Origin of the sequence: Thalassolituus maritimus (genome assembly GCF_900156675.1) — a bacterium.
GTDB classification, from domain to species: domain Bacteria; phylum Pseudomonadota; class Gammaproteobacteria; order Pseudomonadales; family Oceanobacteraceae; genus Thalassolituus; species Thalassolituus maritimus.
This window is the reverse complement of record NZ_FTOH01000008.1, coordinates 158,163-180,027: the sequence shown is the minus strand read 5'-3', so window position 1 is coordinate 180,027 and position 21,865 is coordinate 158,163. Positions and strand designations below refer to the sequence as shown.

The window sequence follows — 21,865 nt, the reverse complement described above, 5'->3', positions numbered from 1 at the left end:
TCTCCGGTAACTAGTTGCCGCTAGCTACGGGCTTCACCTTATATATAAAACTGTCGAGGGAATAGCGGTTAACAATGAAATTGAACCATACAAGCGACTGCGTGAGCTGGGCTACGAGTTTAAATTCAGCAACTATCAGGAAGGTTATGATGTGATGCTGAATGAGATGGGGCTGGTCTGACCCGCCCTCTGGCATTGCCGGATTATTCCGGCAGTGTCTGCCACCAAAGCCCTGTAGCTTGAACCCTGCTGATATTCAGGCATTCTGATGACACCTGTCGCTGGAAATGCCTATGACCTCTGTTACTGACCGCCTTCTCTCACGTATTGAACATGCAGGGAACCGCCTGCCTCATCCAACGTTGTTGTTTATCTGGCTGTGCGGACTGGTACTGATTATTTCAGGGCTGGCATCTGCTCTCGGCCTCTCAGCCGTACATCCTGTTAATGGTGAACAGTTGACAGCGATGAACCTGCTCTCTGCCGAAGGGGCAGCGAAAATTCTCACAAAGACCGTATCGAATTTCACTGGGTTTGCCCCGGTAGGAACGGTACTGATTGCTATGTTGGGGCTGGGAGTTGCAGAACGCAGTGGTCTTATTGCTGTTCTACTGTCTTCGATCGTTCGTGGTGCGAGAGGGGCCTTACTGACGTTTCTGGTGGTCTTCGCAGGCGTTATGTCGAGCCTTGCCGCTGACGCAGGCTATGTTGTTCTTATCCCTCTCGCTGCACTGGTATTTAAAAGTGCCGGGCGTCATCCGCTGGCCGGTATTGCAGCTGCCTTTGCGGGAGTTTCTGGTGGCTACAGTGCCAATCTGTTGCTCGGGCCATTTGATGCTGTATTAGCCGGTATCAGCACCGAAGCGGTGAGGCTGGTTGAGCCGGGGGGCGAGGTAAATATTGCCGCCAATTACTGGTTTATGGTCGCTTCTGTTTTTCTCGTCAGTATATTGGCCACCATAGTCACAGCACGCTGGGTCGAACCGCGACTGGTTTCAATAACGGTTGATTGTGACGACGAAGCCGCTGCAAAAGTGCATCCGCAAGAACAGGTTTTCACCGAAGAAAGTAAAGACCATCCGGAAGAAATTAATCAGAGTCGCGGGCTGAAAGCCGTTGCGTTTTTTACTCTGATATTTGCTCTTATCTGTGCCAGTGGGATAGCGGGAGAAAATAACTGGTTACGTCAGGGGATGGCCGTTATTTCTTCGCCCTTTATGAAAGGCATTGTGGTTGTTATCTCAATCTATGCACTTTTAAGTGGGTATATTTATGGTCGCTTCAGCGGTACCTGGCGTCAGTCGCATAAGTTGGTTGAAGCGATGGAGGCGAGCATGGCGACCATGGCCGGTTACCTTGTCTTGATGTTCTTTGCGGCGCAGTTTGTTGCCTACTTCGCCTGGAGTAATCTGGGAATTATTTTCGCGATTCATGGTGCAGAACTGCTGACAGAATTAAATGCCCCAGCTCCTGTCATGCTGGTGGCTTTCATTCTTATCGCAGCGACCATTAATTTATTTGTGGGAAGTGGCGGCGCGAAATGGGCGCTGTTAGCACCGGTGTTTATTCCTATGCTGATGCTTGTCGGCATTGCACCGGAAACCACTCAGGTGGCCTTCCGCATTGGTGACAGTAGTACAAATATTATTACACCGCTTATGCCGTATTTTGGCGTGGTGTTAGCGTTCGCGCAGCAATATCGCAAAGACATCGGCATTGGCACCATCATGAGCATGATGCTGCCGTACAGTGCGGCATTTCTTATTGGTTGGACTGTACTTCTGGTGCTCTGGATCGGGATGGATTGGCCGCTTGGGGTAATCAACCCACTGGCGGCCAATTAAGCAGGATTAACGTGCCAGTTCACGTACCAGACGGAAGCCGGTAAATTCGTCAGCGGTGCCGTTGTGGGCAGTTACGGTGCTGTAACGACATTCGTTAAGAGGCGTCTGGCGAGAACCACCGGCGGCGACCAGTTCGTTATCGCGGTATGCCCATTCCTGAACATTACCCACATGCGATGCCAGACCAAACGAGTTCTGCTTACCGTTGGTGGTTTTATGCAGCTCAAGACCTTTCTCAATGGCTCCGTATTTCAGGAAACAGTTACGCTCCGGAAATTCAGCCGCGCCGTCGGCACTTGCCGCAGTCAGCCATTCATCATAGGTCGGTAGGCGGTAATAATGCCCGGTGACGGAACTCAGCCAGCCTGCGAAATTCTCTGCAAAATCCACTTTGATGTTGTGAATAGGCATAAAATTACGCGCGTATTTATCGGCATCACACAGCTGTGAAACAGTGCAGTAGTCGGCGACGTCATCGTAGGTTATTTCGTATTGGCTGATGGCGATGGGGCGTCCTCCGTCCGGAGCAGGCACAACCACCATCGTTGGCCCCAGAGCGTCACGTGGCAGTGGATCTGCACAGGTGTAACGGCGGCCTTTGGCACCGGTCCCCGGCTCTAGGTGTGAGCAGTAATCGACAACCAGTGGGTCGAGCTGGCCTTGCGATGGCAGTAGTTCGCGGGCTTCGGTCAGCATGGTATCGGCGGCAAATGGGCTGACGGCTGCGAGTTTGTTAAAGCAGTTGGTCAGCGAGTTAGCAACGATATTACGCAGGTCAGCAGAGCGACCCGGGTCCAGCGACTCAAGTGCTTTTAGATGGCTGGCTACGTCACCGGCGACATCAATCTGGTTTGGGCAGCGCAGGGATTTTTCGAGCGCGGCCACTTCCTGACGGATACGGATCTGGCGTGCTTCTTCGAGTTCTTTCTCACGCTTTTCCTGTTCCAGGCGAAGCAGGTCGGCTTCTTTTTTCGCAGCGGCAAGACGTTCATTTTCTTGTCTCAGGCGATCGGCTTCCTGATTGGTCAGTACCTGATTGGTTAGCAGTTCGATCTGATCTGCGGGAGCTTCCCAGCGACTGGCGTACTGCAACAGACTCAGAACGTTTTCGAGATTATTGTCAGCGATGCGCTGCTTCGCCTCTTTTATGTAGGCTGAAATAACACGCTGACGAACACTCTCGTTCAGTTCATCGGTATTCAGTCCATCGATATTCGACACCAGATTTTCATAGTTCAGCAGTTCACGACGCAGCTCCATATCCCACTTAGGGGTGAGGGCCGCGATCTGAACCAGCTGCTCAATTTTCTGCGTCTGGTTGGTGATGGCCGAGTCTTCAAGTTTTTGCGCGAGTTCTTCCTCAAGTTGAACTTTTAACTGTGCCTGAGCGATCAGCTGTTCCTGATACTGCTGATAGTAAACCCCGCCACCAACGACAAAAGCAGTCAGTGAGGCCGCCAGAGCCCAGATAAGCATGCGGGCTTTACCGAAGAACTGTTTGTAAAACTCATCAACCGTTGCTGTACGCTGATCGCGCTTCAGTTCCAGTGCGCCAGACAGGGCATTCCACTGACGGCGGGTCAGACCTTTAATACGCTTAGGCTTGAGCTTTTTGGTCAGCGCCTGATCGGCAGGGGTTTTGTTAAAAGGATGCTTGCCTGCATACAGTTCGTACGCCACACAGCCAAGAGCGTAGACGTCATCAGACTGTGCGGGCTCTGCGCCTTTGAGCATTTCGTAGCTGGCGTAAGCCGGAGTCAGCGCTCCGAGTGTGCCCGCATCAAAAATGGTTTTTTCACCGGCACCGTGCGCTGCGCTGCCTTCGGATACCGCGCGGGCGATACCGAAGTCGAATACCTTCGAGCCCTTGTTCTTGGTGACGTAGATGTTTCCGGGTTTGAAGTCGGAATGAATAATGTTGTGCGAGTGTGCGTAAATCAGTGCGTTAGAAATATCACGCAGTGCACTTTCGGCCTGCTCAGGCGGCAAGCCGTTTGGATGTTCCCGTAACAGTTCATCGAGTGGAGCACCTTCGAGGAACTCCATGGTCATGAATACTGTATCGCGGTCCCGGTCAAAATCGTAAACAGTTACGATGTTAGGGTGAGCCAGCGTCTGTGACTTGCGCGACTCCCGTTGCAGCGAAATAAAGGCATCCGGGTGTTGACGGAAATCGTCATTTAACAGTTTGACGGCAACGTAAGGGTCCGAGTCACTGGCTTCAACTTTACGTCGGTCGAGTGCTTTATATACCGCACCCATACCGCCGGCACCGAGCATGGAAACCAGCTCAAAACGCCCTTTGATCACTTTGTTGTTCAGGGCTGATACGCGCGGCGTAGAACCGCCGGTGGTGGTGCTACCAGCGCGGCTGCCGGTCGGCGTCGACAGGGGAGTCTGCGAAGTCACCAGTGTGGCGTCCGGGTTTCGCTGAGATTTGTTCGGTGTTGAGCCGCCCGCTAATACGGTAGCGTCGTCGTTTTTAGCAGGACCTTCAGAAGCTTTGCCGGATGGCTTTCCGGTTGCTTTGCGGTCTGAATTGCTGGCGTTTCCAGTGGATTTTCCACCGGTGACAAGACGTGTCTTGTCGTCCCTGTTATCGGTCATATTGAGCCTGTCGTATCGATACCCTTGACGTATTTCGTCCTTTTCGAGCCCCGGTTCCTCGCTGGCCCGACCTTCCGTTTGCTTGAACTCAGAAAGTGGCGCCGATATTATAGGACTTGCTCGCGCGGCTCAAGACAGGTGTCTGTTGTGACCGCTCGTCTGCGCTGCGGTTATTCTCTTTTTGCCGCTGAACCACAGGAAACCTACGGTGAAGAAATGGACTTGATTCTGACGGTCGTCGAATGCCCGCCTCACGCCAATATGCTCAATCACACGAAAGTCTTCCGCAGTGCGGGTGGCTCAGTCGGACGTGCCGACTCCAACGATTGGGTATTGCCGGATACCGAGCGCATTCTTTCTTCACGTCATCTTGAGGTTGTGTTCGCTGATGGCTGCTTTTCGTTGCTGGACCACAGCACCAACGGTACATTTGTGAATGACAGTCAGGACCCTCTTGGTCCCGGTAAACCGCACCCTCTGGCCGCAGGCGATGTTTTAATCTGTGGTGAGTATCAGTTGCAGGTCACTCTTAAGGCGCCTCCGGCTGAGCCTGCGATTCCGGCTGATTTAGGGTCGGCAGATTTCCTCGATAAAGGTGACCGCACGACGTTTAACCCGGCAACGGCAGCGAAGCAGCAGTCGGCGAACAGTGCCAGTCAGTTAGATTCCTGGCTTGAACCGGGTGCTCAGACACCGAAACAACCAGAACAGGACTGGGGTGCTGTGGTGTCTCAGTCGGTGGGCTCTGCTAAAGATGACCCCTGGGGTTCATCGTCGTCGGATGATTCCTTATTTGGGGAGTCGTTTGGATCGTCGTCTTCGGGCAATGATCCCCTCGCTGCATTAAATAAACCGGCTTTTTCAGATCCTGCACCGTCGTCGTCCGGTTGGGATGATAATGACGATTGGTGGAAAAGCGGATCAGCATCAGATCATGCACCCGTAGAACAGCAGAACATCAGAATTCCTCGGCCAGAGGTGCCTGTGCAGCAGCCTCTGCAGCACTCTCAGACTCCTGACCCGTTTGCTTCAGATTCTTTTGCGTCAGCTTCGCCCGCGTCAGAGCCGAATCCGTTTGCAGCATCTGAAGCGGTAGCGGGCGGAGCTGATGATATTGATAGTTTGTTCGGGATACCTGCGTCTCCCGAGAAACCACAGCCTGCGCCGCAGGCGTTTTCGTCATTTCCTGATTCGCAGCAGGTGCCTCCTGTGCCTGAATCGCAGATCCCGGAACCAACACCGGCAGCCTCCCGCCAGGGGCTGGCTGCGTCAGGGGCAACTCAGGCTGCGCCTGGTGCAGGCGCGTCAAGTGTTGATGTCCGACAGCTGGCCAGTCTCATGGGTCTGAATAATATCTCGGATGACCAGTTGGACAGCTTAATGCCTGAGGTCTCTGGCATTGTAAATGAGGCCGTGACCCGCCTGATTGATCTGTTGCGTGCCCGTACCGCGATCAAAAACGAGCTTCGAGTGCAACACACCATGATTCAGACCGTGGATAACAACCCGCTGAAATTTTCTGCCAACGCAGAAGACGCCCTGAAGATGATGTTCAGCCGTGATGCGTCTGCATTTATGCGTCCTCAGGATGCGGTGCGTGACAGCTTTGATGACTTGTCTGATCATCAGGTGGCTGTCCTGAAAGGCATGCATGCCGCGTACGATACGATGTTTAAACATTTTGACCCGGATAACCTGAAGCAGCACATTAATGCCCGTGATTCGCTGCTGGGTAATAAAGATGCGAAAAACTGGCTCGCGTTCGAGCAATACTTCAAGGCTCTGAAGTCGGACTATGAGACGACGTATAACCAGTTATTTGGTGAAGAATTTGCCCGCGCCTACGAAAAGCAGTTGGCCGAGCTTAAAAATACACGGGCGCTTAACCGTACCTGATTACTTTTAGGGAAAAACAATGCAGTTTAAGAAAGGATGGCACCTGGTTTCGCTGGTGCTGGTACTGGCGATGATGTCGGGGTGTCAGTCGGCGCGTAAAGCGTTGAATTTGAATACCAGCGCCGTTATCGAATTTACGGCAGGTACGCAGATCAACCCGGATGCGGATGATCGTCCGTCACCGGTCGTGATCCATGTATTTAAGCTGGCCGATGATCGTCAGTTCAGTCGGGAAGATTTCCTGAGTCTGTACGAGGGCGCACCGGCTCGTCTGGGTAAAGATCTGATCGATACCATTGTGCTGAAAGAACTGACCCCAGGTGAGCAGCGTATCGAAACCATCGAGCTGGCGACCGAGGTTAAGTATCTGGGGCTGATGGCTGAGTTTATTCAATATCGTGACGCCGAGGCGTTACTGGTCATTCCGGTACTGGAGCACAATGAAAATGTGGTACAGGTCGGTATCGAGGGAAATCAGATTGCCGTTGTCGAGAAAGAAGAAGACAACAGTGCTGCTACGCCTCATAAGAAACTACGCAGCGATCGTTCTTCACAACTCTGACGGTCGCGCTATTCAGAATTCGGAATTCACTGTACGGTCTGTGCAGTTACGGAAAGGATGACTCATGTCTTCAAAGAACAAGGTAATCTGGTCGGAAGGAATGTTCCTGCGCCCTCAGCATTTTCAGCAGCAGGATCGTTTTGTTGAGCGCCTTGTTGATGTTCGCACCGGGGCCGTAGGTAGTTATTACTGGGGTATTCAGGAGCTGACGATCGATGTCGAGGCGCTTGAACTGGGCAAAGTTTCTATTTCCTCAGTACGCGGTATTTTCCCGGACGGCACGCCGATACTGGCGCCTGAAGCAGAAGAGCTTCCGCCGATTATTGAGATTCCTGAAAATACCCGGGATGAGATAGTTTACCTGTGCGTGCCTATGCGTCGCCCGGGTGCTCAGGAATCGGTTCGTGATGCTGAAGAGTTCCCACAGGCACGCTTCCAGACTTACAACTTCGATGCGCGTGACAGTTCGTCTGCATCAGGACAGTCGGCACGTATCCAGATCGGTAAATTATCCACTTGCTTTAAGCTGGGCTCAGAAGACCTCGGTGGTTACGCCTGTATTGGCATTGCCCGCATCGCAGAACGGTTACCGGGAAATCCGGTAAAACTCGATAAAACATTTATACCGCCCGTGCTCGATTGTTCGGTCAGTGGTGAAATTAAAGGTTACATCGAAGAAGTGTCAGGCCTGCTGCGTCAGCGTGGTGAAGCTTTGAGCCATCGCCTGAGCGATTCAGGACGTTCAGGTTCTGCTGAAATTGCAGATTACCTTCTGCTACAGGTCATTAATCGCGTGCAGCCGTTGGTGAAGCATCTGACTCAGTTAGCGACTCTGCATCCTCTGACACTCTATACCGAGCTGTTGCAACTGGCAGGCGAACTGTCGACATTTACTGCCAGTGATAAACGTCCACCGGAAATGCCCCCGTACATTCACACAGATTTGCAGCAGACATTTGCTGGGCTTTTTTCGGCGCTGCGCCAGTCGCTCAGTATGGTACTTGAGCAGTCAGCTATTTCTCTGGATCTGGTCGAGCGTAAGTTCGGTATTTATGTGGCGCCGATCACTGATCCATCATTGACGCGTACCGCATCGTTTGTGGTTGCGGTTAAAGCGGATATGCCAACAGAAGTGTTACGTAGCCGCTTCCCTGCGCAGGCAAAAATTGCACCGGTCGAAACTATTCGGGAGCTGATCACGACACAGCTACCGGGTCTGAGAACGCGCCCGCTGCCTGTCGCGCCACGACAGATTCCGTACCACGCCGGGTTCACCTATTTCGAAATTGAGAATACCGGGGATCTGTGGAAGTCGATGCAGCAGTCCGGTGGTTTCGCGGTACATCTTGGCGCCGATTACCCCGGCTTAATTATGGAACTCTGGGCAATCAGGAGCTGATGTATGGGCAATGATGGACAACAGCCGGGCGCTTCTGACCGCACGGTCATGATTCCTACGCCGGGCGCTGCGCGTTCTTCTTCCGGTGCTGGGCAGGGCAGGGCAACCTCGCCGCAACCTGCGATGCCGGGTAACGAAAAAATCGATGTGCGTCATGGGCTTAATCCGCTAGTGACGGGTGCAACCACGTTGTTGACTCTGGTGACCAAGCTGCGTTCGACCATGAAGCACGATCAGGTGCCTGACTTGCATAAGCGTCTGACGGAAGAAATAAAGAGCTTTGAGCGTAATGCGAGAAACGCCGGTATTACCGGTGACACCGTCGTCGCTGCGCGTTACCTGTTGTGTTCTGTCATTGACGAAATGGTGTTGAATACCCCGTGGGGTGCGAGCAGTGGCTGGAGTCAGCATTCACTTCTGAGCCTGTTTCATCAGGAAACGTCGGGGGGGGAAAAATCCTTCCTGATTTTGCAGAAACTGCTGGAAACACCAGGGACTCACCTTGACCTGCTTGAGCTGTATTATCTCTGCCTGAGCCTGGGTTTTCAGGGGAAATATCGCGTTATGCCCCGGGGGAACGAGCAGCTCGAACAGATACGCGAAAACCTGTATCACACCATTGAAAGTCATCGCCCTGGGTGGGAATCAGAGTTGTCGCCCCACTGGGAAGGTTCCGTGAAGCCCAGCGAGTACCTGAAAAATTATATTCCTTTGTGGGTCATCGCCAGTGTTGTGATGGCGCTACTCGTGCTGACCTATTCCGGTTTCCGTTATTGGATGTATCAGGAGACGACTCCCGTCGCTGAAAGTATCTACACGGAGATAACCGGCATCGACGGTACGCCTGCAAACAACTCCGAGGTGGTCTCGCCACCACAAGGTAAGCGGTTTTATTAGTCTTGCTGTCTCTGATGAGATAGTTGCTGAATGAATAAAAATGACCATCGGGTAAGGATGCGCCTCCCGTTGTGTACATGGAGAACACATGAAAAAGCTGTTGGCGTTTCTGCAAAATAAGTGGGTCGTCGGAATTATCGGGCTCACGGCTCTGTCGTTGCTGATCTGGTTTGGTGCTGAATTCATCAAATTCGGCGCAGATAATATGACGCTGAGTCCGATGACCCGGGCGATTATCATTGGATTTTTCTGGTTGTTCTGGCTGACCTGGAATGTCAGCCAATGGCTGGTTGAACGTCGACAGAATAAAGAATTACTGGGCGAGATTGAGTCATCTCAGCAGAAAGACAACGACGTTGTTGACCCCGATCAGGAGCGCAGTCAGGAAGAGCTGGCACAGATGGCAACCCGCTTCCGTGATGCTCTGGCCACGCTCAAAAAGGCACGTTTCAGTTCGCGTCGGGGCAAACTCAGTCTTTATCAGCTCCCCTGGTACATTATTATCGGTCCGCCGGGCTCGGGTAAAACCACCGCTCTGGTGAACTCCGGGCTGGAATTTCCACTGGCGGACACCCACGGTAAGCAAGCCCTGGGTGGCATCGGTGGCACTCGTAACTGTGACTGGTGGTTTACTAATGACGCTGTTCTGATTGATACCGCAGGCCGGTATACCACCCAGGACAGTCATCGGGTGGTGGACAATAACGCCTGGCAGGCTTTTCTCGCCCTGCTGAAAAAATATCGTCGTCGCCGTCCTATTAACGGTGCTCTGATTGCTATCAGTCTTCAGGATCTGATGGTACAGACGAAAGAACAGCGTGAGCAGCAGGCAAAAATTATCCGTGCCCGCATCAGTGAATTGCAGGATGAACTCGGTATTCGTTTCCCCGTTTATCTGACTTTTACTAAAGGCGACCTTGTTGCCGGCTTTGCTGAATTTTTCGGTAACCTGTCACAGGCCGAGCGCGAGCAGGTCTGGGGTGTGAGCTTCCCGCAGGAAGAGAGTGAAAATACGGGTGCTGATATCAGCCGCTTCCGTCAGGAGTTTAATCAGCTGGTGGAGCGCTTGAACGAGCGTCTGTTGTGGCGTGTCCAGCACGAGCGTAATACCGATAAGCGCGCCATGATTCAGGGTTTTCCGCCAGCGCTGGAAAGCCTGGCGAGCGTAGTTGATGGTTTTATTCAGCAGACGTTTGCACCGAATAACTACAGCACAGTGCCTATGTTGCGTGGTGTTTACTTCACCAGTGCGACACAGGAAGGTAGCCCGATTGACCGCATGATGGCGCAAGTGAGCGCTAACTTTGGTCTCGAACGCAGTATGGGCAAGCAACAGCATAACAGCGGTAAGAGTTTCTTTATTACCCGCCTATTCCGCGATGTTATTTTCCCTGAATCAGAGCTTGTTGGTGTAAACCGTAAGATTGAAAACCTGTTGCGCTGGATGCGCCGCGGTGCGGTTGCGGGCCTGACCGGTTTATTGATTGGCTGTGCGGCTCTATGGACCGGTGCTCTGGTGCAGAACCGGGCATACATGGCTGAGGTTGATAGCCTGCATCGTGATTATCTGCAATTACGTGAAACCATTCGCCCAGAGCAGGCGACAACGGAAGAAGCACTTGAACTTCTGACTCCGCTCTATCAGGCGAGCCTTGTTTACGATCAGGAAGAGCACCCGTTCATCAGTTACCTTGGCCTGTATGATGGCCGCGTCGATGCAGCGGCAGATCAGGCGTATAACACTCAGCTTAATCAGGTGTTCTATCCGGCTGTTGCTAACATGCTTGAACGCCATCTCAATGCGCTGGGCGCAGACGATAGCGCGCTTTTACCTGTGTTCCGTGTCTATCTGATGCTGTTTGATCAGGAGCACCGCGATTATGAACAGATTCGGGCTTACGCAGAGACTCGCTGGCAGGATCTCCTGCCCGGTGAAGCGACTAAGCAGTCACAGCTGCTGACTCACCTCGATCACCTGATTGAACTGGGCTTTGATGAGCAGCTCCAGCCGGATGAGTACGTCGTTACTCGCACCCGCCAGTACTTGCAGCGTATTCCGGTTGCTCAAAGACTGTTTGCGCAACTTCAGAAAATGGGCAACAACGCCCGTGAAGTTGATCTTTATCGCGAGATTGGCGGCAACCCGCAGCAGGTGTTTGGTTTAAGTGAAAATGATCCGGTATTTATGATGCCGTTCCTTTTCACTAAGGCAGGATACGATCAGGCGGAGTATGGACCTGACTCCGAAATGATGAAACAGATCGCTGCAGATCAGTGGATCTATGGCGGTAATATCAGTGGCGAAGATTACAGTAAAGCGGATCTCAAGAAATTAAGTGCCGATGTCGAGAAGTTATATCTGACTGAGTATGCCCGCCGCTGGCAGGCCTTCTACCAGAAATTCAGCCTCGCGAATTTACCGGGAGGTAGTCAGTCTGTCACCCACCTGCTTAAGTTGGCAGACCAGCTTTCATCGCCACTCTCTCAGGTGACCGAGCTGGTTGTAAAAAACACGACTCTTACGCCAGAAATTGAAATGCCTACGGCCTCCGGTGCTGCTGGCGGTCTCGTCGAAAAAGCGGCGGGTATGGTGTACGACCCGACGCTGGTTGATCTTCGTTTCCGAGATATCCAGCGCATGCTGGCGGCCGAGAAAGGCACGCCTTCTAAGTTTGCGGGTTATCTTGAAGCGATCGGAGCACTGGCTGAATATCTCGGTCAGATTGATGGTGCTCCAGATTCAAATGCGGCGGCTTTTGAAGCGGCGAAAAAACGTTTCTCTGGTGGCGGTGCTGACGCCATTCAGCAACTTAAAAACCTGGCGGCAACCGCACCTGAACAACCTGCCGACTGGCTGAATAAACTGGCCGATCAGACCTGGGGCGCTGTCATGGGTAAAGCCGGTGTCCATCTTAATACTGTATGGCGTTATCAGGTCTATGAGACTTTCCGTAATACGCTGGGCGACCGCTACCCACTGGTTGCTGGGCGTCAGTCAGAGGCCTCAGTGGTCGCATTTAATGAGTTCTTCAAGCCGGGGGGCATCCAGCAGGCATTCGTCGATGAATATGTGTCTCCGTTTGTCGATACCTACCGCTGGAAGCAGAAAGGTTATGGCGGTTTCTCTATAGGCTTAAGCAGCGAAGCGTTGCGCCAGTTCCAACGTGCTGACGATATTCGCCGCGCCTGGTTCTCAGAAGGTGAAGCTGCTGCGATTAACTTCCGTGCGACGCCTGAGAAACTCCACTCCAATGTCCGTCTGTTTACGATGGAAATTGGTGAGAACCGGATCAGTTATTCTCATGGCCCTCGAATTGAAAAATCGCTGAACTGGATCGCCGGTGAAAGTGGGCGTTCTCGTATTGTGTTCGAGGACCTTGGAGAGCGGGTGTCCAACGATCAGTACGATGGTGACTGGTCGCTGCTGAGAATGCTTGATGATGCTCAGCTGCATTCCACCGTAAATAAATCTGAAAAGGTAATTACGTTTACTGAGTCTGGGTATCAGGCGCAGTATCGACTGGCAGCCAGCACGAATGTAAATCCATTCGACCTGTCATTGCTTCGTAACTTCCGTTGCCCACAGTCGCTGTAAGGAATTTTTATGAACTACGGCATCTACGGTAAGTTACCCGCGCACGGCGATTTTCTGGTTCGTAATCTACCCCAGACATTTATCGATGTCTGGGATGAATGGCTACAGTGCGTCGTAGCAGGCTCACGCAATATTCTTGCTGATGACTGGTTAGACTTTTACTTAACCAGTTCTGTCTGGCGCTTTGGTCTTGATTCCGGCGTTGTTGATCAGCAACGCTGGGCTGGCATTCTGGTGCCGAGTGTAGATAGCGTTGGCCGTTATTTCCCTTTGTCGATTGCTGTGCCGCTCGCTCAGGGTGAAAACCTGTATGCATTAATGGCCGATGGCGACGGTTGGTTTGCAGAGCTGCAACAGGTAGCCATATCCGGGCTTCATGAACAACTGACAGTCGATGATCTTTGTGGAAAGCTGAATCATGTCGCCATACCTTCGTGCACGAGACATTGCTTTATAAGCGCTTCGGGCAGCCAGGTTTCTGTGGGAGGTGCCAACCCTGAATTTGGTTCTCTGCATAGCATGACGCAGCTTGTGCCCGGCAGTGTCAGCCTTTGGGGAATGAGTGCGAATGAAAATACGCCGTCGGTGTCTTTTGTCGCATCTGGTCTTCCCTCTCCGGAAGAATATACCCACATGCTGACGGGTCAGTGGTCATAATTTAATGGGTGTTAACACCCTACGGCTGGTGTAGTATCATTTTCCTACTGGACCAGAAACACCAAAATTGAAAGGACTCTGCCATGCCATTTGGTCATGTTGTCGATATCGAAAGCCTCGTAGCCCCTGTAAATGATGATACTCCGCAGGGCATTGATATCCGTGAAGACCGTTCCCCAACGTCCGATTACTACACCATTAAAGACGCCCGTAATGCTGCTCGTGCCGCTGAGCGCTCTGCCATGTTCGGTGGCGACGATGAAGTGGACGTGGCAGGCCCATGGGATATTGTGCAGCGTACCGCCAGTAAGATCCTGACAGAGTCATCAAAAGATCTGGAAGTTGCGTCCTGGTACCTTGAGAGTTTAGTCCGTAGTCATGGCATTTCTGGTCTGCGAGACGGCTTCTCAGTGATCAATCAGATTATTGATAACTTCTGGGATGATGTTTATCCGTTGCCCGATGAAGACGGTATCGAAACGCGTGTCGCGCCACTGACAGGCCTGAATGGTGATGGCGGTGATGGTACTCTTCTGGCGCCGCTGCGTAATATCGAAATCACGGTTTATGGTGATAAAGGCGCATTTAGCTACTATCAGTATTTGCAGGCTCGTGACGCTGATAAGATTGACGATGACGACAAGAAATCAGAGCGAATTGCGTCACTGGGTTATAGTCTGGCTGAAATTACCGATACGATAGCCGCCACTGACCTGCTTACCTGCCAGAATTTTGTAACCACACTTGAAGAGTGTGCCGAACTCTATAAAAACATCAGTTCGACCTTGCGTGAGAAGTGCGGCGCTGAAGCACCACCAAGTTCAAAAATCACTGAGCTGCTTGCCGAAATCGTACGTACCACCCGTTTTATCTATAAGCCGAAGCTCGATGAAGCCGATGCTGCAAGCGCTGCGGTAGAAGCCGAAGAAAGTGCGGCAGCCGCTGAGGATGCCGCAGCAGACGCCAGTGCCATACAGGGAGGGCAGGTTGTGCGTTTAGTGAATGGAACCACAGGGCCGATTACCAATCGCGAAGAAGCACTTAAGCGCCTTGAAGAGGTCGCTAAGTACTTCCGTCAGTACGAACCACATACACCATTAGCGCCGGGTCTCGAGCGCCTGATCAGCTGGGGCCGGATGACGGTCGCTGAGTTGATGATGGAGCTGATTCCAGACAGCAATGCACGCGGCCTGTTCTCGCAATTTACAGGCGTGAAAATGGATGGTTCAGACGAATCAACTTACGTTGCTCCGCCCGCGGCTCCTGTAGCGAGTGAAGCAGCCGCAGCTCCGGCTGCCGCGCCTGCACCACAAGCCGAGCCTGAGCCAAAGTCTGAGACCAACTGGTAAGAATTAACAGAATTACGGTAAATACCGTTACTCAAAGGAAAAGGAGTTACTCATGTCCGAAAGTATCCACAATAAGCTGAAGCGCGTGCGTAAGCCTCGCGTACACATCACATATGATGTTGAAACGAATGGCGCTGAAGTTAAAAAAGAACTGCCGTTTGTTGCAGGTGTCATGGGTGACTACTCAGGTGATAACGCTGAAAACCGAAAGGCGCTGAAAGAGCGTAAGTTCGTTCAGATTGATCGCGACAACTTCAACGAAGTGATGGGTAAAGTTAATCCCAAGCTGAACCTGCAGGTCGAAAACACTCTGGCAGGCGAAGGCAACACCATGGCTGTGGATCTGGACTTCCGTAAGATGGACGATTTCACTCCAGAAGCGATCGTAGAACAGGTTGAGCCTCTTAAGCAGTTGCTGGACGCGCGTAACAAACTGCGCGACCTGCTGAGCAAAGCCGACCGCTCTGAAGAGCTGGAAACGGTTCTTGAACAAATTCTGAAAAACACTGACAACATCACTGAGATCTCTCAGCAGCTGGGTGTTGGCGAAAGCAAAGAAGGAGCTGAGTAATGAGTACTGAAGTCGAAGCTGCGGTAGGCGCAGAAGCGGAAGAACAGTCGGTCAGTCTGCTGGAACAGGCGATTACCTACACCAAGCAAACTGGCCGTGAAGAAACTGAAGACCTGCTGGCAAACCTGACCGAGCAGGTTCTGAAAGGTACCGTTACCTGGGATCGTAACCTGACCAATACAATTAAGCAGGCAATTACTGCGATTGATCAGGCGATGTCAAAACAGCTCAGCGCTGTATTGCATGATGAAAAATTCCAGAAGCTGGAAGGCTCATGGCGCGGTCTGAACCACCTCGTTATGAACAGCGAAACCGGCGCTACTCTGAAAATCCGCATGCTTAACCTGAGCAAGCGTGAGCTTTTCCGTGACCTTGATAAAGCGGTTGAGTTCGATCAGAGCCAGATCTTCAAAAAAATCTACGAAGAAGAATTCGGTACTGCTGGTGGTGAGCCATATGGCTGCATGATCGGTGACTTTGAGTTCACTAATCACCCTGAAGATATCGACCTGCTGAGCAATATGTCTAACGTTGCTGCTGCTGGTTTCTGTCCGTTTATTTCAGCGGCTGGTTCAGGCATGTTCGGATTCGATGATTTCACTGAACTGTCTAAGCCACGTGATCTGGGCGGTATTTTCGAATCTCAGGAATACATTAAATGGCGCAGCTTCCGTGACAGCGAAGATTCACGCTTTGTCACTCTTGTTATGCCTCGTGTTCTTGCACGTACACCATACGGCGCTGCGTCTAAGCCAGTCGAAGCCTTCAATTTTGAAGAGTTCGATCTGGATGAGTCTGGTATGTCGAAAGCGACTGAGCACGACGATTACTGCTGGATGAACGCGTCTTATGTGATGGGTACCACCCTGACTCGTGCGTTCTCTGAAAACTCCTGGTGTACTGCTATCCGTGGTGCCGAAGGTGGTCGTGTGGATGGTCTTCCGACGCACATCTTCAAGAGTGATGATGGCGATACTGACCAGAAGTGTCCTACCGAAGTGGGTATCACTGACCGTCGTGAAGCTGAACTGTCTAACCAGGGCTTCCTGCCACTGTGTCACTACAAAAATACAGATTACTCTGTGTTCTTTGGCGCTCAGTCTACTCAGAAGCAGAAAGTATTTGATGACCCGGATGCCACTGCAAACGCGTCTATCTCTGCTCGCCTGCCATACCTGATGGCAACTTCACGTATTGCTCATTACCTGAAAGTAATGGCGCGTGACAAGGTAGGTTCTTTCATGCAGGCAGAAAACTGCGAGCGTTGGTTGAACCAGTGGATTGCCCAGTACACCAACGGCAACCCAGATGCGTCTGCTGAAATGAAAGCCAAGTACCCACTGGCTGAAGCTCGCGTTGAAGTTAAGGAAATTCCAGGTTCTCCAGGTGCATACAGCGCCGTTGCTTACCTGAAGCCTTGGCTGCAAATGGAAGAGCTGACAACTTCTCTGCGTATGGTTGCGAATATTCCGCAGCCTAAGTAAGCAGATATCGGGGGCCTCAGGCCCCCTTTATAATTTCTTCTTCAGAGGTTTTCCGTGCTGAACGATTCCGCAGGCATGGCTGTCATGTCAGAGAATCCTTCGCCAACCCTTTCATCGGACGAAATACCCCTCGCGGATATTTATTCATTCCTTTCTGAAAACGATGATGTGGAGGCGTTTCGCCATTGGGTCGAATTATCGTCACCCGCCGATACGTCACGTCTGGAGCCTTGCCGTTGGCTGGCTCAACAAGTCGCTTATATTGATGAGCTGATCTCTGAGCAGATTGATGCCGTTCTGCACAATAAGCGCTTTCAGGCGCTCGAAGCTTCCTGGCGCGGCCTCTGGTTTTTGATCGACGCCGTTGTTAATCCCGAAAATACAAAAATCAGGTTGCTTGACGTCAGCTGGAAGGATCTCGCTCGTGATATGGAACGTGCGCCAGACTTTGATCAAAGCGGCCTGTTTCATCTGATCTACAACGAAGAGTTTGGTACGCCAGGTGGTGAACCTTTCAGTGTTCTGCTGGGTGACTATTACGTTGCGCACAGGCCTTACGAAGACCATCGCATTGATGATGTATTTACCTTGCAGGGCATCAGCCGGGCTGCCGCCGCAGCGTTTTGTCCGTTTGTCTGCAGTGCGGCCCCTCAGCTTTTTGGTCTGGACGATTTCGATAACCTTGGTCTGCATATCAATGTTGACGAAATTTTCCGCTCGCATGATTACGTGCGCTGGCGCTCGATGCGTGAACACGATGACAGTCGTTTCCTGGCGCTGACTCTGCCTCAGGTGCTGATGCGTGAGCCTTATCGGGATAACCGCCGTTCCCGCCGTGGGCTGCGATTTAATGAAAGCGTCGCAGGGGAAGATAACCGTAAATACTTGTGGGGTAACGCCTGTTTCGCACTCGGGACAGTACTGATCCGGGAATTTTCTGAAGTCGGTTGGTTCAGTCATATACGCGGCGTTCCACGGGATCATTACGGTGGTGGTTTGGTTACTCAGTTTCCGACGCCGGCCTATCGCACCGACTCATCCCGCGCGATGGTGAAAATGTCGACGTCTGTCACTGTGACTGATCAGTTAGAACGTGAACTGAGCGACTATGGCATGATCGCTCTGTGCCACTGTTTTCAGACGCCGTATGCCGTGTTTAATAACTGCCCATCGTTGCAGATTCCTAAGGTGTATGCGAAAAAATCAGCCACAGCAAACGCACGTATAAGCTCTATGTTGCAGCAGATATTGTGTGGCTCCCGGGTGGCGCAGTACATCAAGGTTATTGTTCGGGATAAGGTGGGCTCCTATACGACTGCCGAATCCTGTGAGCGTTTTTTACAGAACTGGCTGGATCAATATACGACCGGCCGGGACGACCTTTCATGGGAAATGATGGCACGTTATCCATTGCGTGAGGCCAGAGTTGTGGTGGATGAAGATCCCGCGCAGCCAGGTTATTACTCAAGCCTGGTGCATTTAAAAACGCATTACTCGGTTGACCATCTGGTGTCAGAGCTCAGGCTGACGACGTCATTAAGTCAGATTGATATTGGCAAGGTGTGATGTATGTCTGAACTGAAAGATAAACCACTCGTTGCCCCTTTGCTTGATCGTTTCCTGGAACAGAACAAGGGCACAGATTTTCGCCAGAGTCATCAGATTGTGCGCAGCCTTCGCGAGAGCATACGTCGCGACCTAGAGAATCTGTTTAATACCCGTTACTGCTGTGTGTCACCGCCTGCGGGATATAGCCATCTGGACGACTGCGTTCTCAACTACGGCTTGCCTGATTTATCGACAATCAATATGACATCGTTCGATAGTCGCAATGAATTCTGTCGCCGGATTGAAAAAGCTGTGAAGCGTTTTGAGCCACGGATTCGCTCCGTCAAAGTGAAGACGGACGTGGCGATTGATAATGAAGACCCCACAATCCGTTTCCGGGTTGAGGCAACGCTCAACGTCAACCCGCTACAAGAAATGATTATATTTGAATCGGCGTTAAACCCCGTCAATCAGACGGTAAATGTCTCGGAGATTTTCTGATTATGAGCGACAGGCTCTTATATCATTACGAAAAAGAACTGGCGTTTATTAAGCAATCGGCCAGTGATTTTGCACGCCAGCATCCCTCCGTCGCTGAAAGCCTTAAGCTAGGCAGTGACTCTGTGGATGATCCGTTGGTGTCGCGTCTGCTTTCCGGCTTTGCCTTTCTGAATGCGCGTATTCAGCAGAAGTTGAGTGATGACTTTCCTGAACTGACGGATGCCATGCTGGAGACTCTGTATCCGCACTACCTGCGCCCAGTACCGTCCATGGCAATTACTCAGTTTGCACCGCTTGATGATCTGGATGCGCCCGTACAGATACCGGCGGGTACCTTGCTGGATACCGACTCTGATGGTGAAGAGTGTCGATTCACGACTTCTTACCCGGTTGAGCTGCTGCCCTTGAAAGTAGAAACAGCTCAGTTAATGCCACGGCCTTTTGTTGCGCCAGGCAGCCTGGAGGTGCAGGGGGCTGCTGCCGTGCTTAAGGTCTCTTTCAGAACGCTGAGCGAAGACCTGGTTATGAATGAAATGGATTTTTCAAAGATTCGTTTGTTTCTTAAAGGTCAGCTGCAGCACGTTCATCCACTCTATGATTTGCTATTAACCAAGTGCTTTAAAGTCGTTGTCGCCAATGGGGAGTCAGATGTTGCTCCGGTCTTCCTGAACTCCGATTGTCTGGAACAGGTAGGTTTTGGTACCGACGAAGGAATGTTGCCGTACCCGCCGAATTCGTTTGCAGGTTATCGACTATTAACTGAGTTCTTTGCGTTTCAGGAGAAATTCCAGTTTATCGATCTCACTCAGCTTGATGTGGCGATGAACGAGTCGTACACCAATACGCTTAACGTTTATTTTTATCTGCGTGAGAGTGACTCCGAACTGGAGCATCAGGTGAATGCCAGTATGTTTGCACTTGGCTGTACGCCGATTGTGAATATATTCGAGACGACGGCCGATCCTGTGGCTTTAACGCACACCGAGTCGCGTTACCCGGTTGTTCCCGACTCTCGTCGTCGCGATGGCCTGGAGGTGTATAGCATTACGGATGTCGGAGCGACCGACAGCGATGGCTATTACACTCCATACCGTCCGTTTTATGGCATGAACCACAGCCGTAACACCGATGCTAAACCTGCGTTCTGGCTAACGCATCGCCGCGAGGTGCTTGAAGGCGACCATCGCAATGAACTGGCATCTGAGGTCGATATCAGTCTTGTGGATATGAATTTTAATCCGCATCAGGTGAAAAATCAGAACCTCGAGATGAAGCTTTTGTGCACAAATCGTAATGTGCCGAGAAAGCTGACCACGGGGCAAGGGCGACCATATTTTGAAGTGGTTGATGATGAATATCCGACCGAGCGTATCCAGTGTGTGGTTGTTCCGTCTGCGACCATCCGCCCGCCTCTGCGGGAACGCGGTTACTGGCGTTTGATTTCTCACCTCAATCTTAACCACCTGTCCCTGAGTCAGGGGGGAGGCTCCGTAGAAGCGCTTAAAGAGATTCTGCGCTTGTACGATTTCAGAGACTCCGCCAGTACACGCAATATGATCGACGCGATTGCTGCGATTCATACTAAGCCCGTTACGTCGCCCGTTCAGGTGGATGGCATGGTGTCTTTGTGTCGCGGAACACAGATTGATCTCGAACTGGACCCAGTAATGCTTGCGGGAACGAGCCCGCTTATGTTCGCCAGTGTTATGGAGCGTTTCTTCGGTCTGTACGGGTCGATTAATTCGTTTACCAAGTTAACCGTAACGCTTAATGGAAAAGATGGGGAGTTTAAGCGATGGCCACCGCGCGCCGGCGAAAAAGCCTTAATCTGATTGAGCAATTGCAGAGCGAGCCACAACGCTTCGATTTTTTTCAGGCGGTGCGTTTGCTTGAGTCTGCATCACAGCAGAATACCGAGGATGACGATGTTGCCGATGCGTCTGTCGGTGGATTAGCGCGTCCGGATCAGGAGGCGGTTCACTTTACGTCTCGAAATTCGCTGGCCTTCAATGGTTCTGACGTCACCAAGGTATCTCAGAAACGCATTCACAGTCACGACTCTGAGGAAAACCCTGCACTGCAATGGCAGGTCGAAGTCGCCATGATGGGGCTGACGGGTAGTCAGGGGGTGATGCCTTACTATCTGAGTGAGACGGTAATTTCTGAGCTGAGACAGAAAAATCCGGCTTTGAAAGATTACCTCGACCTGTTTAATCATCGCACTATTTCGTTGTTTTATGAGGCATGGCACAAGTACCAGATGGGCCCTTCGTTCGAGAGGACAGTCAGAGAGGGGACTGAAAAGAAAGACCTGTTTACTGATGCTTTATTGTCGTTGGCGGGGCTGGGTATTCCCGAGTTACGTTATCGCTCCACCATGCCGGATGAACCAATTGCTCAGTATGCCGCTCACTTTGCCCGTGGAATCTGTTCAGCTGAGTCTTTAAGGAGCAGTATTGCAGGCATGTTTGGTCTTGAAACCTATATCGAGCAGTTTAATGGCTCATGGTACGACTTACCTGAAGACGCACGCTGCCGGCTCCCGGACGAGGATCACCCTCATGGCGTGAATAATGCGCTGGGTGTCAGCACGGTCATGGGCACCCGTTGTTATCAGGCACAAAGTAAATTTACCGTTATTACCGTGCCGCACAATGAAGAAGAGTTTCATAGCCTGGCGCCAGGGTCTCGCGGTCTTGAAGAATTAAAATCATTTATTCGTATGAGCGTTGGCGAAGAGCAGGACTTTGATATTGAAGTGAAGCTGGACGCCAGATATTTTCCGCTTGACGATTTATTCGACCCAACTAAGTCTGAACCTTTACTTGGTTGGAATACTTATATGAACCCAGAAAAGATAAAAGAAAACGCGTTATCAGTCAGGCTATCCCAACACGTGCCTGTTCCGGATGATGCATTACCGATGGCTTACTAATCGCACGGATCACATGGATT

At 51.6% G+C, this 21,865-nt stretch carries 15 protein-coding genes; 14 read left to right on the top strand and 1 reads right to left on the bottom strand.

What is annotated here, in order from left to right:
- Positions 1 to 293: 293 nt before the first annotated feature.
- A complete protein-coding gene (locus BW941_RS13665; protein ID WP_076516945.1) occupies positions 294 to 1,844 on the top strand; it encodes an AbgT family transporter in 1,551 nt (516 codons plus the stop codon).
- Between the two features lie 6 nt (positions 1,845 to 1,850).
- On the opposite strand, the gene BW941_RS13660 is transcribed toward BW941_RS13665, so the two are convergent.
- Positions 1,851 to 4,451 carry a bifunctional serine/threonine-protein kinase/formylglycine-generating enzyme family protein gene (locus BW941_RS13660; protein WP_076516943.1) on the bottom strand — a complete coding sequence of 867 codons (2,601 nt, stop codon included), beginning with the start codon at positions 4,449 to 4,451 and terminating at the stop codon, positions 1,851 to 1,853.
- Between the two features lie 147 nt (positions 4,452 to 4,598).
- Here BW941_RS13660 and tagH point away from each other — a divergent pair, with 147 nt between their 5' ends.
- The 13 genes from tagH (at position 4,599) to tssG (ending at position 21,845) form a co-directional block, all read left to right on the top strand.
- A complete protein-coding gene (gene tagH, locus BW941_RS13655; protein WP_076516941.1) occupies positions 4,599 to 6,347 on the top strand; it encodes a type VI secretion system-associated FHA domain protein TagH in 1,749 nt (582 codons plus the stop codon).
- A 19-nt stretch (positions 6,348 to 6,366) separates the two neighbouring features.
- A complete protein-coding gene (gene tssJ / locus BW941_RS13650; protein WP_076516939.1) occupies positions 6,367 to 6,909 on the top strand; it encodes a type VI secretion system lipoprotein TssJ in 543 nt (180 codons plus the stop codon).
- 64 nt (positions 6,910 to 6,973) lie between these two features.
- A complete protein-coding gene (gene tssK, locus BW941_RS13645; RefSeq protein WP_076516937.1) occupies positions 6,974 to 8,308 on the top strand; it encodes a type VI secretion system baseplate subunit TssK in 1,335 nt (444 codons plus the stop codon).
- A gap of 3 nt (positions 8,309 to 8,311) precedes the next feature.
- Positions 8,312 to 9,205, top strand: coding sequence for a type IVB secretion system protein IcmH/DotU (gene icmH / locus BW941_RS13640; protein ID WP_076516935.1), 894 nt, complete (start codon positions 8,312 to 8,314; stop codon positions 9,203 to 9,205).
- 88 nt (positions 9,206 to 9,293) lie between these two features.
- A complete protein-coding gene (gene tssM / locus BW941_RS13635; protein WP_076516933.1) occupies positions 9,294 to 12,800 on the top strand; it encodes a type VI secretion system membrane subunit TssM in 3,507 nt (1,168 codons plus the stop codon).
- A 9-nt stretch (positions 12,801 to 12,809) separates the two neighbouring features.
- Positions 12,810 to 13,457 (top strand): type VI secretion system-associated protein TagF, encoded by a 648-nt coding sequence (tagF, locus tag BW941_RS13630; RefSeq protein WP_076516931.1) that lies wholly within the window; start codon positions 12,810 to 12,812, stop codon positions 13,455 to 13,457.
- Positions 13,458 to 13,540: 83 nt separating this feature from the next.
- On the top strand, positions 13,541 to 14,806 hold the full coding sequence (tssA, locus tag BW941_RS13625) for a type VI secretion system protein TssA (RefSeq protein WP_076516929.1): 1,266 nt from the start codon (positions 13,541 to 13,543) through the stop codon (positions 14,804 to 14,806).
- A 52-nt stretch (positions 14,807 to 14,858) separates the two neighbouring features.
- Complete coding sequence (tssB, locus tag BW941_RS13620; RefSeq protein ID WP_076516927.1) at positions 14,859 to 15,377, top strand: type VI secretion system contractile sheath small subunit; 519 nt, start codon at positions 14,859 to 14,861, stop codon at positions 15,375 to 15,377.
- Positions 15,377 to 16,861: a type VI secretion system contractile sheath large subunit gene (gene tssC / locus BW941_RS13615; protein ID WP_068439115.1), complete on the top strand. Its 1,485-nt coding sequence runs from the start codon at positions 15,377 to 15,379 to the stop codon at positions 16,859 to 16,861. Before tssB ends, tssC (BW941_RS13615) begins: the two co-directional genes overlap by 1 nt.
- Before the next feature lie 54 nt (positions 16,862 to 16,915).
- Positions 16,916 to 18,427, top strand: coding sequence for a type VI secretion system contractile sheath large subunit (gene tssC / locus BW941_RS13610; RefSeq protein ID WP_245820108.1), 1,512 nt, complete (start codon positions 16,916 to 16,918; stop codon positions 18,425 to 18,427).
- A 3-nt stretch (positions 18,428 to 18,430) separates the two neighbouring features.
- Positions 18,431 to 18,910 (top strand): type VI secretion system baseplate subunit TssE, encoded by a 480-nt coding sequence (tssE, locus tag BW941_RS13605; RefSeq protein WP_068439116.1) that lies wholly within the window; start codon positions 18,431 to 18,433, stop codon positions 18,908 to 18,910.
- Positions 18,911 to 18,912: 2 nt separating this feature from the next.
- On the top strand, positions 18,913 to 20,742 hold the full coding sequence (gene tssF, locus BW941_RS13600) for a type VI secretion system baseplate subunit TssF (RefSeq protein WP_076516925.1): 1,830 nt from the start codon (positions 18,913 to 18,915) through the stop codon (positions 20,740 to 20,742).
- Complete coding sequence (gene tssG / locus BW941_RS13595) at positions 20,706 to 21,845, top strand: type VI secretion system baseplate subunit TssG (RefSeq protein ID WP_068436251.1); 1,140 nt, start codon at positions 20,706 to 20,708, stop codon at positions 21,843 to 21,845. The genes tssF and tssG overlap by 37 nt, the downstream gene beginning before the upstream one ends.
- The last annotated feature ends 20 nt before the right edge of the window (positions 21,846 to 21,865 follow it).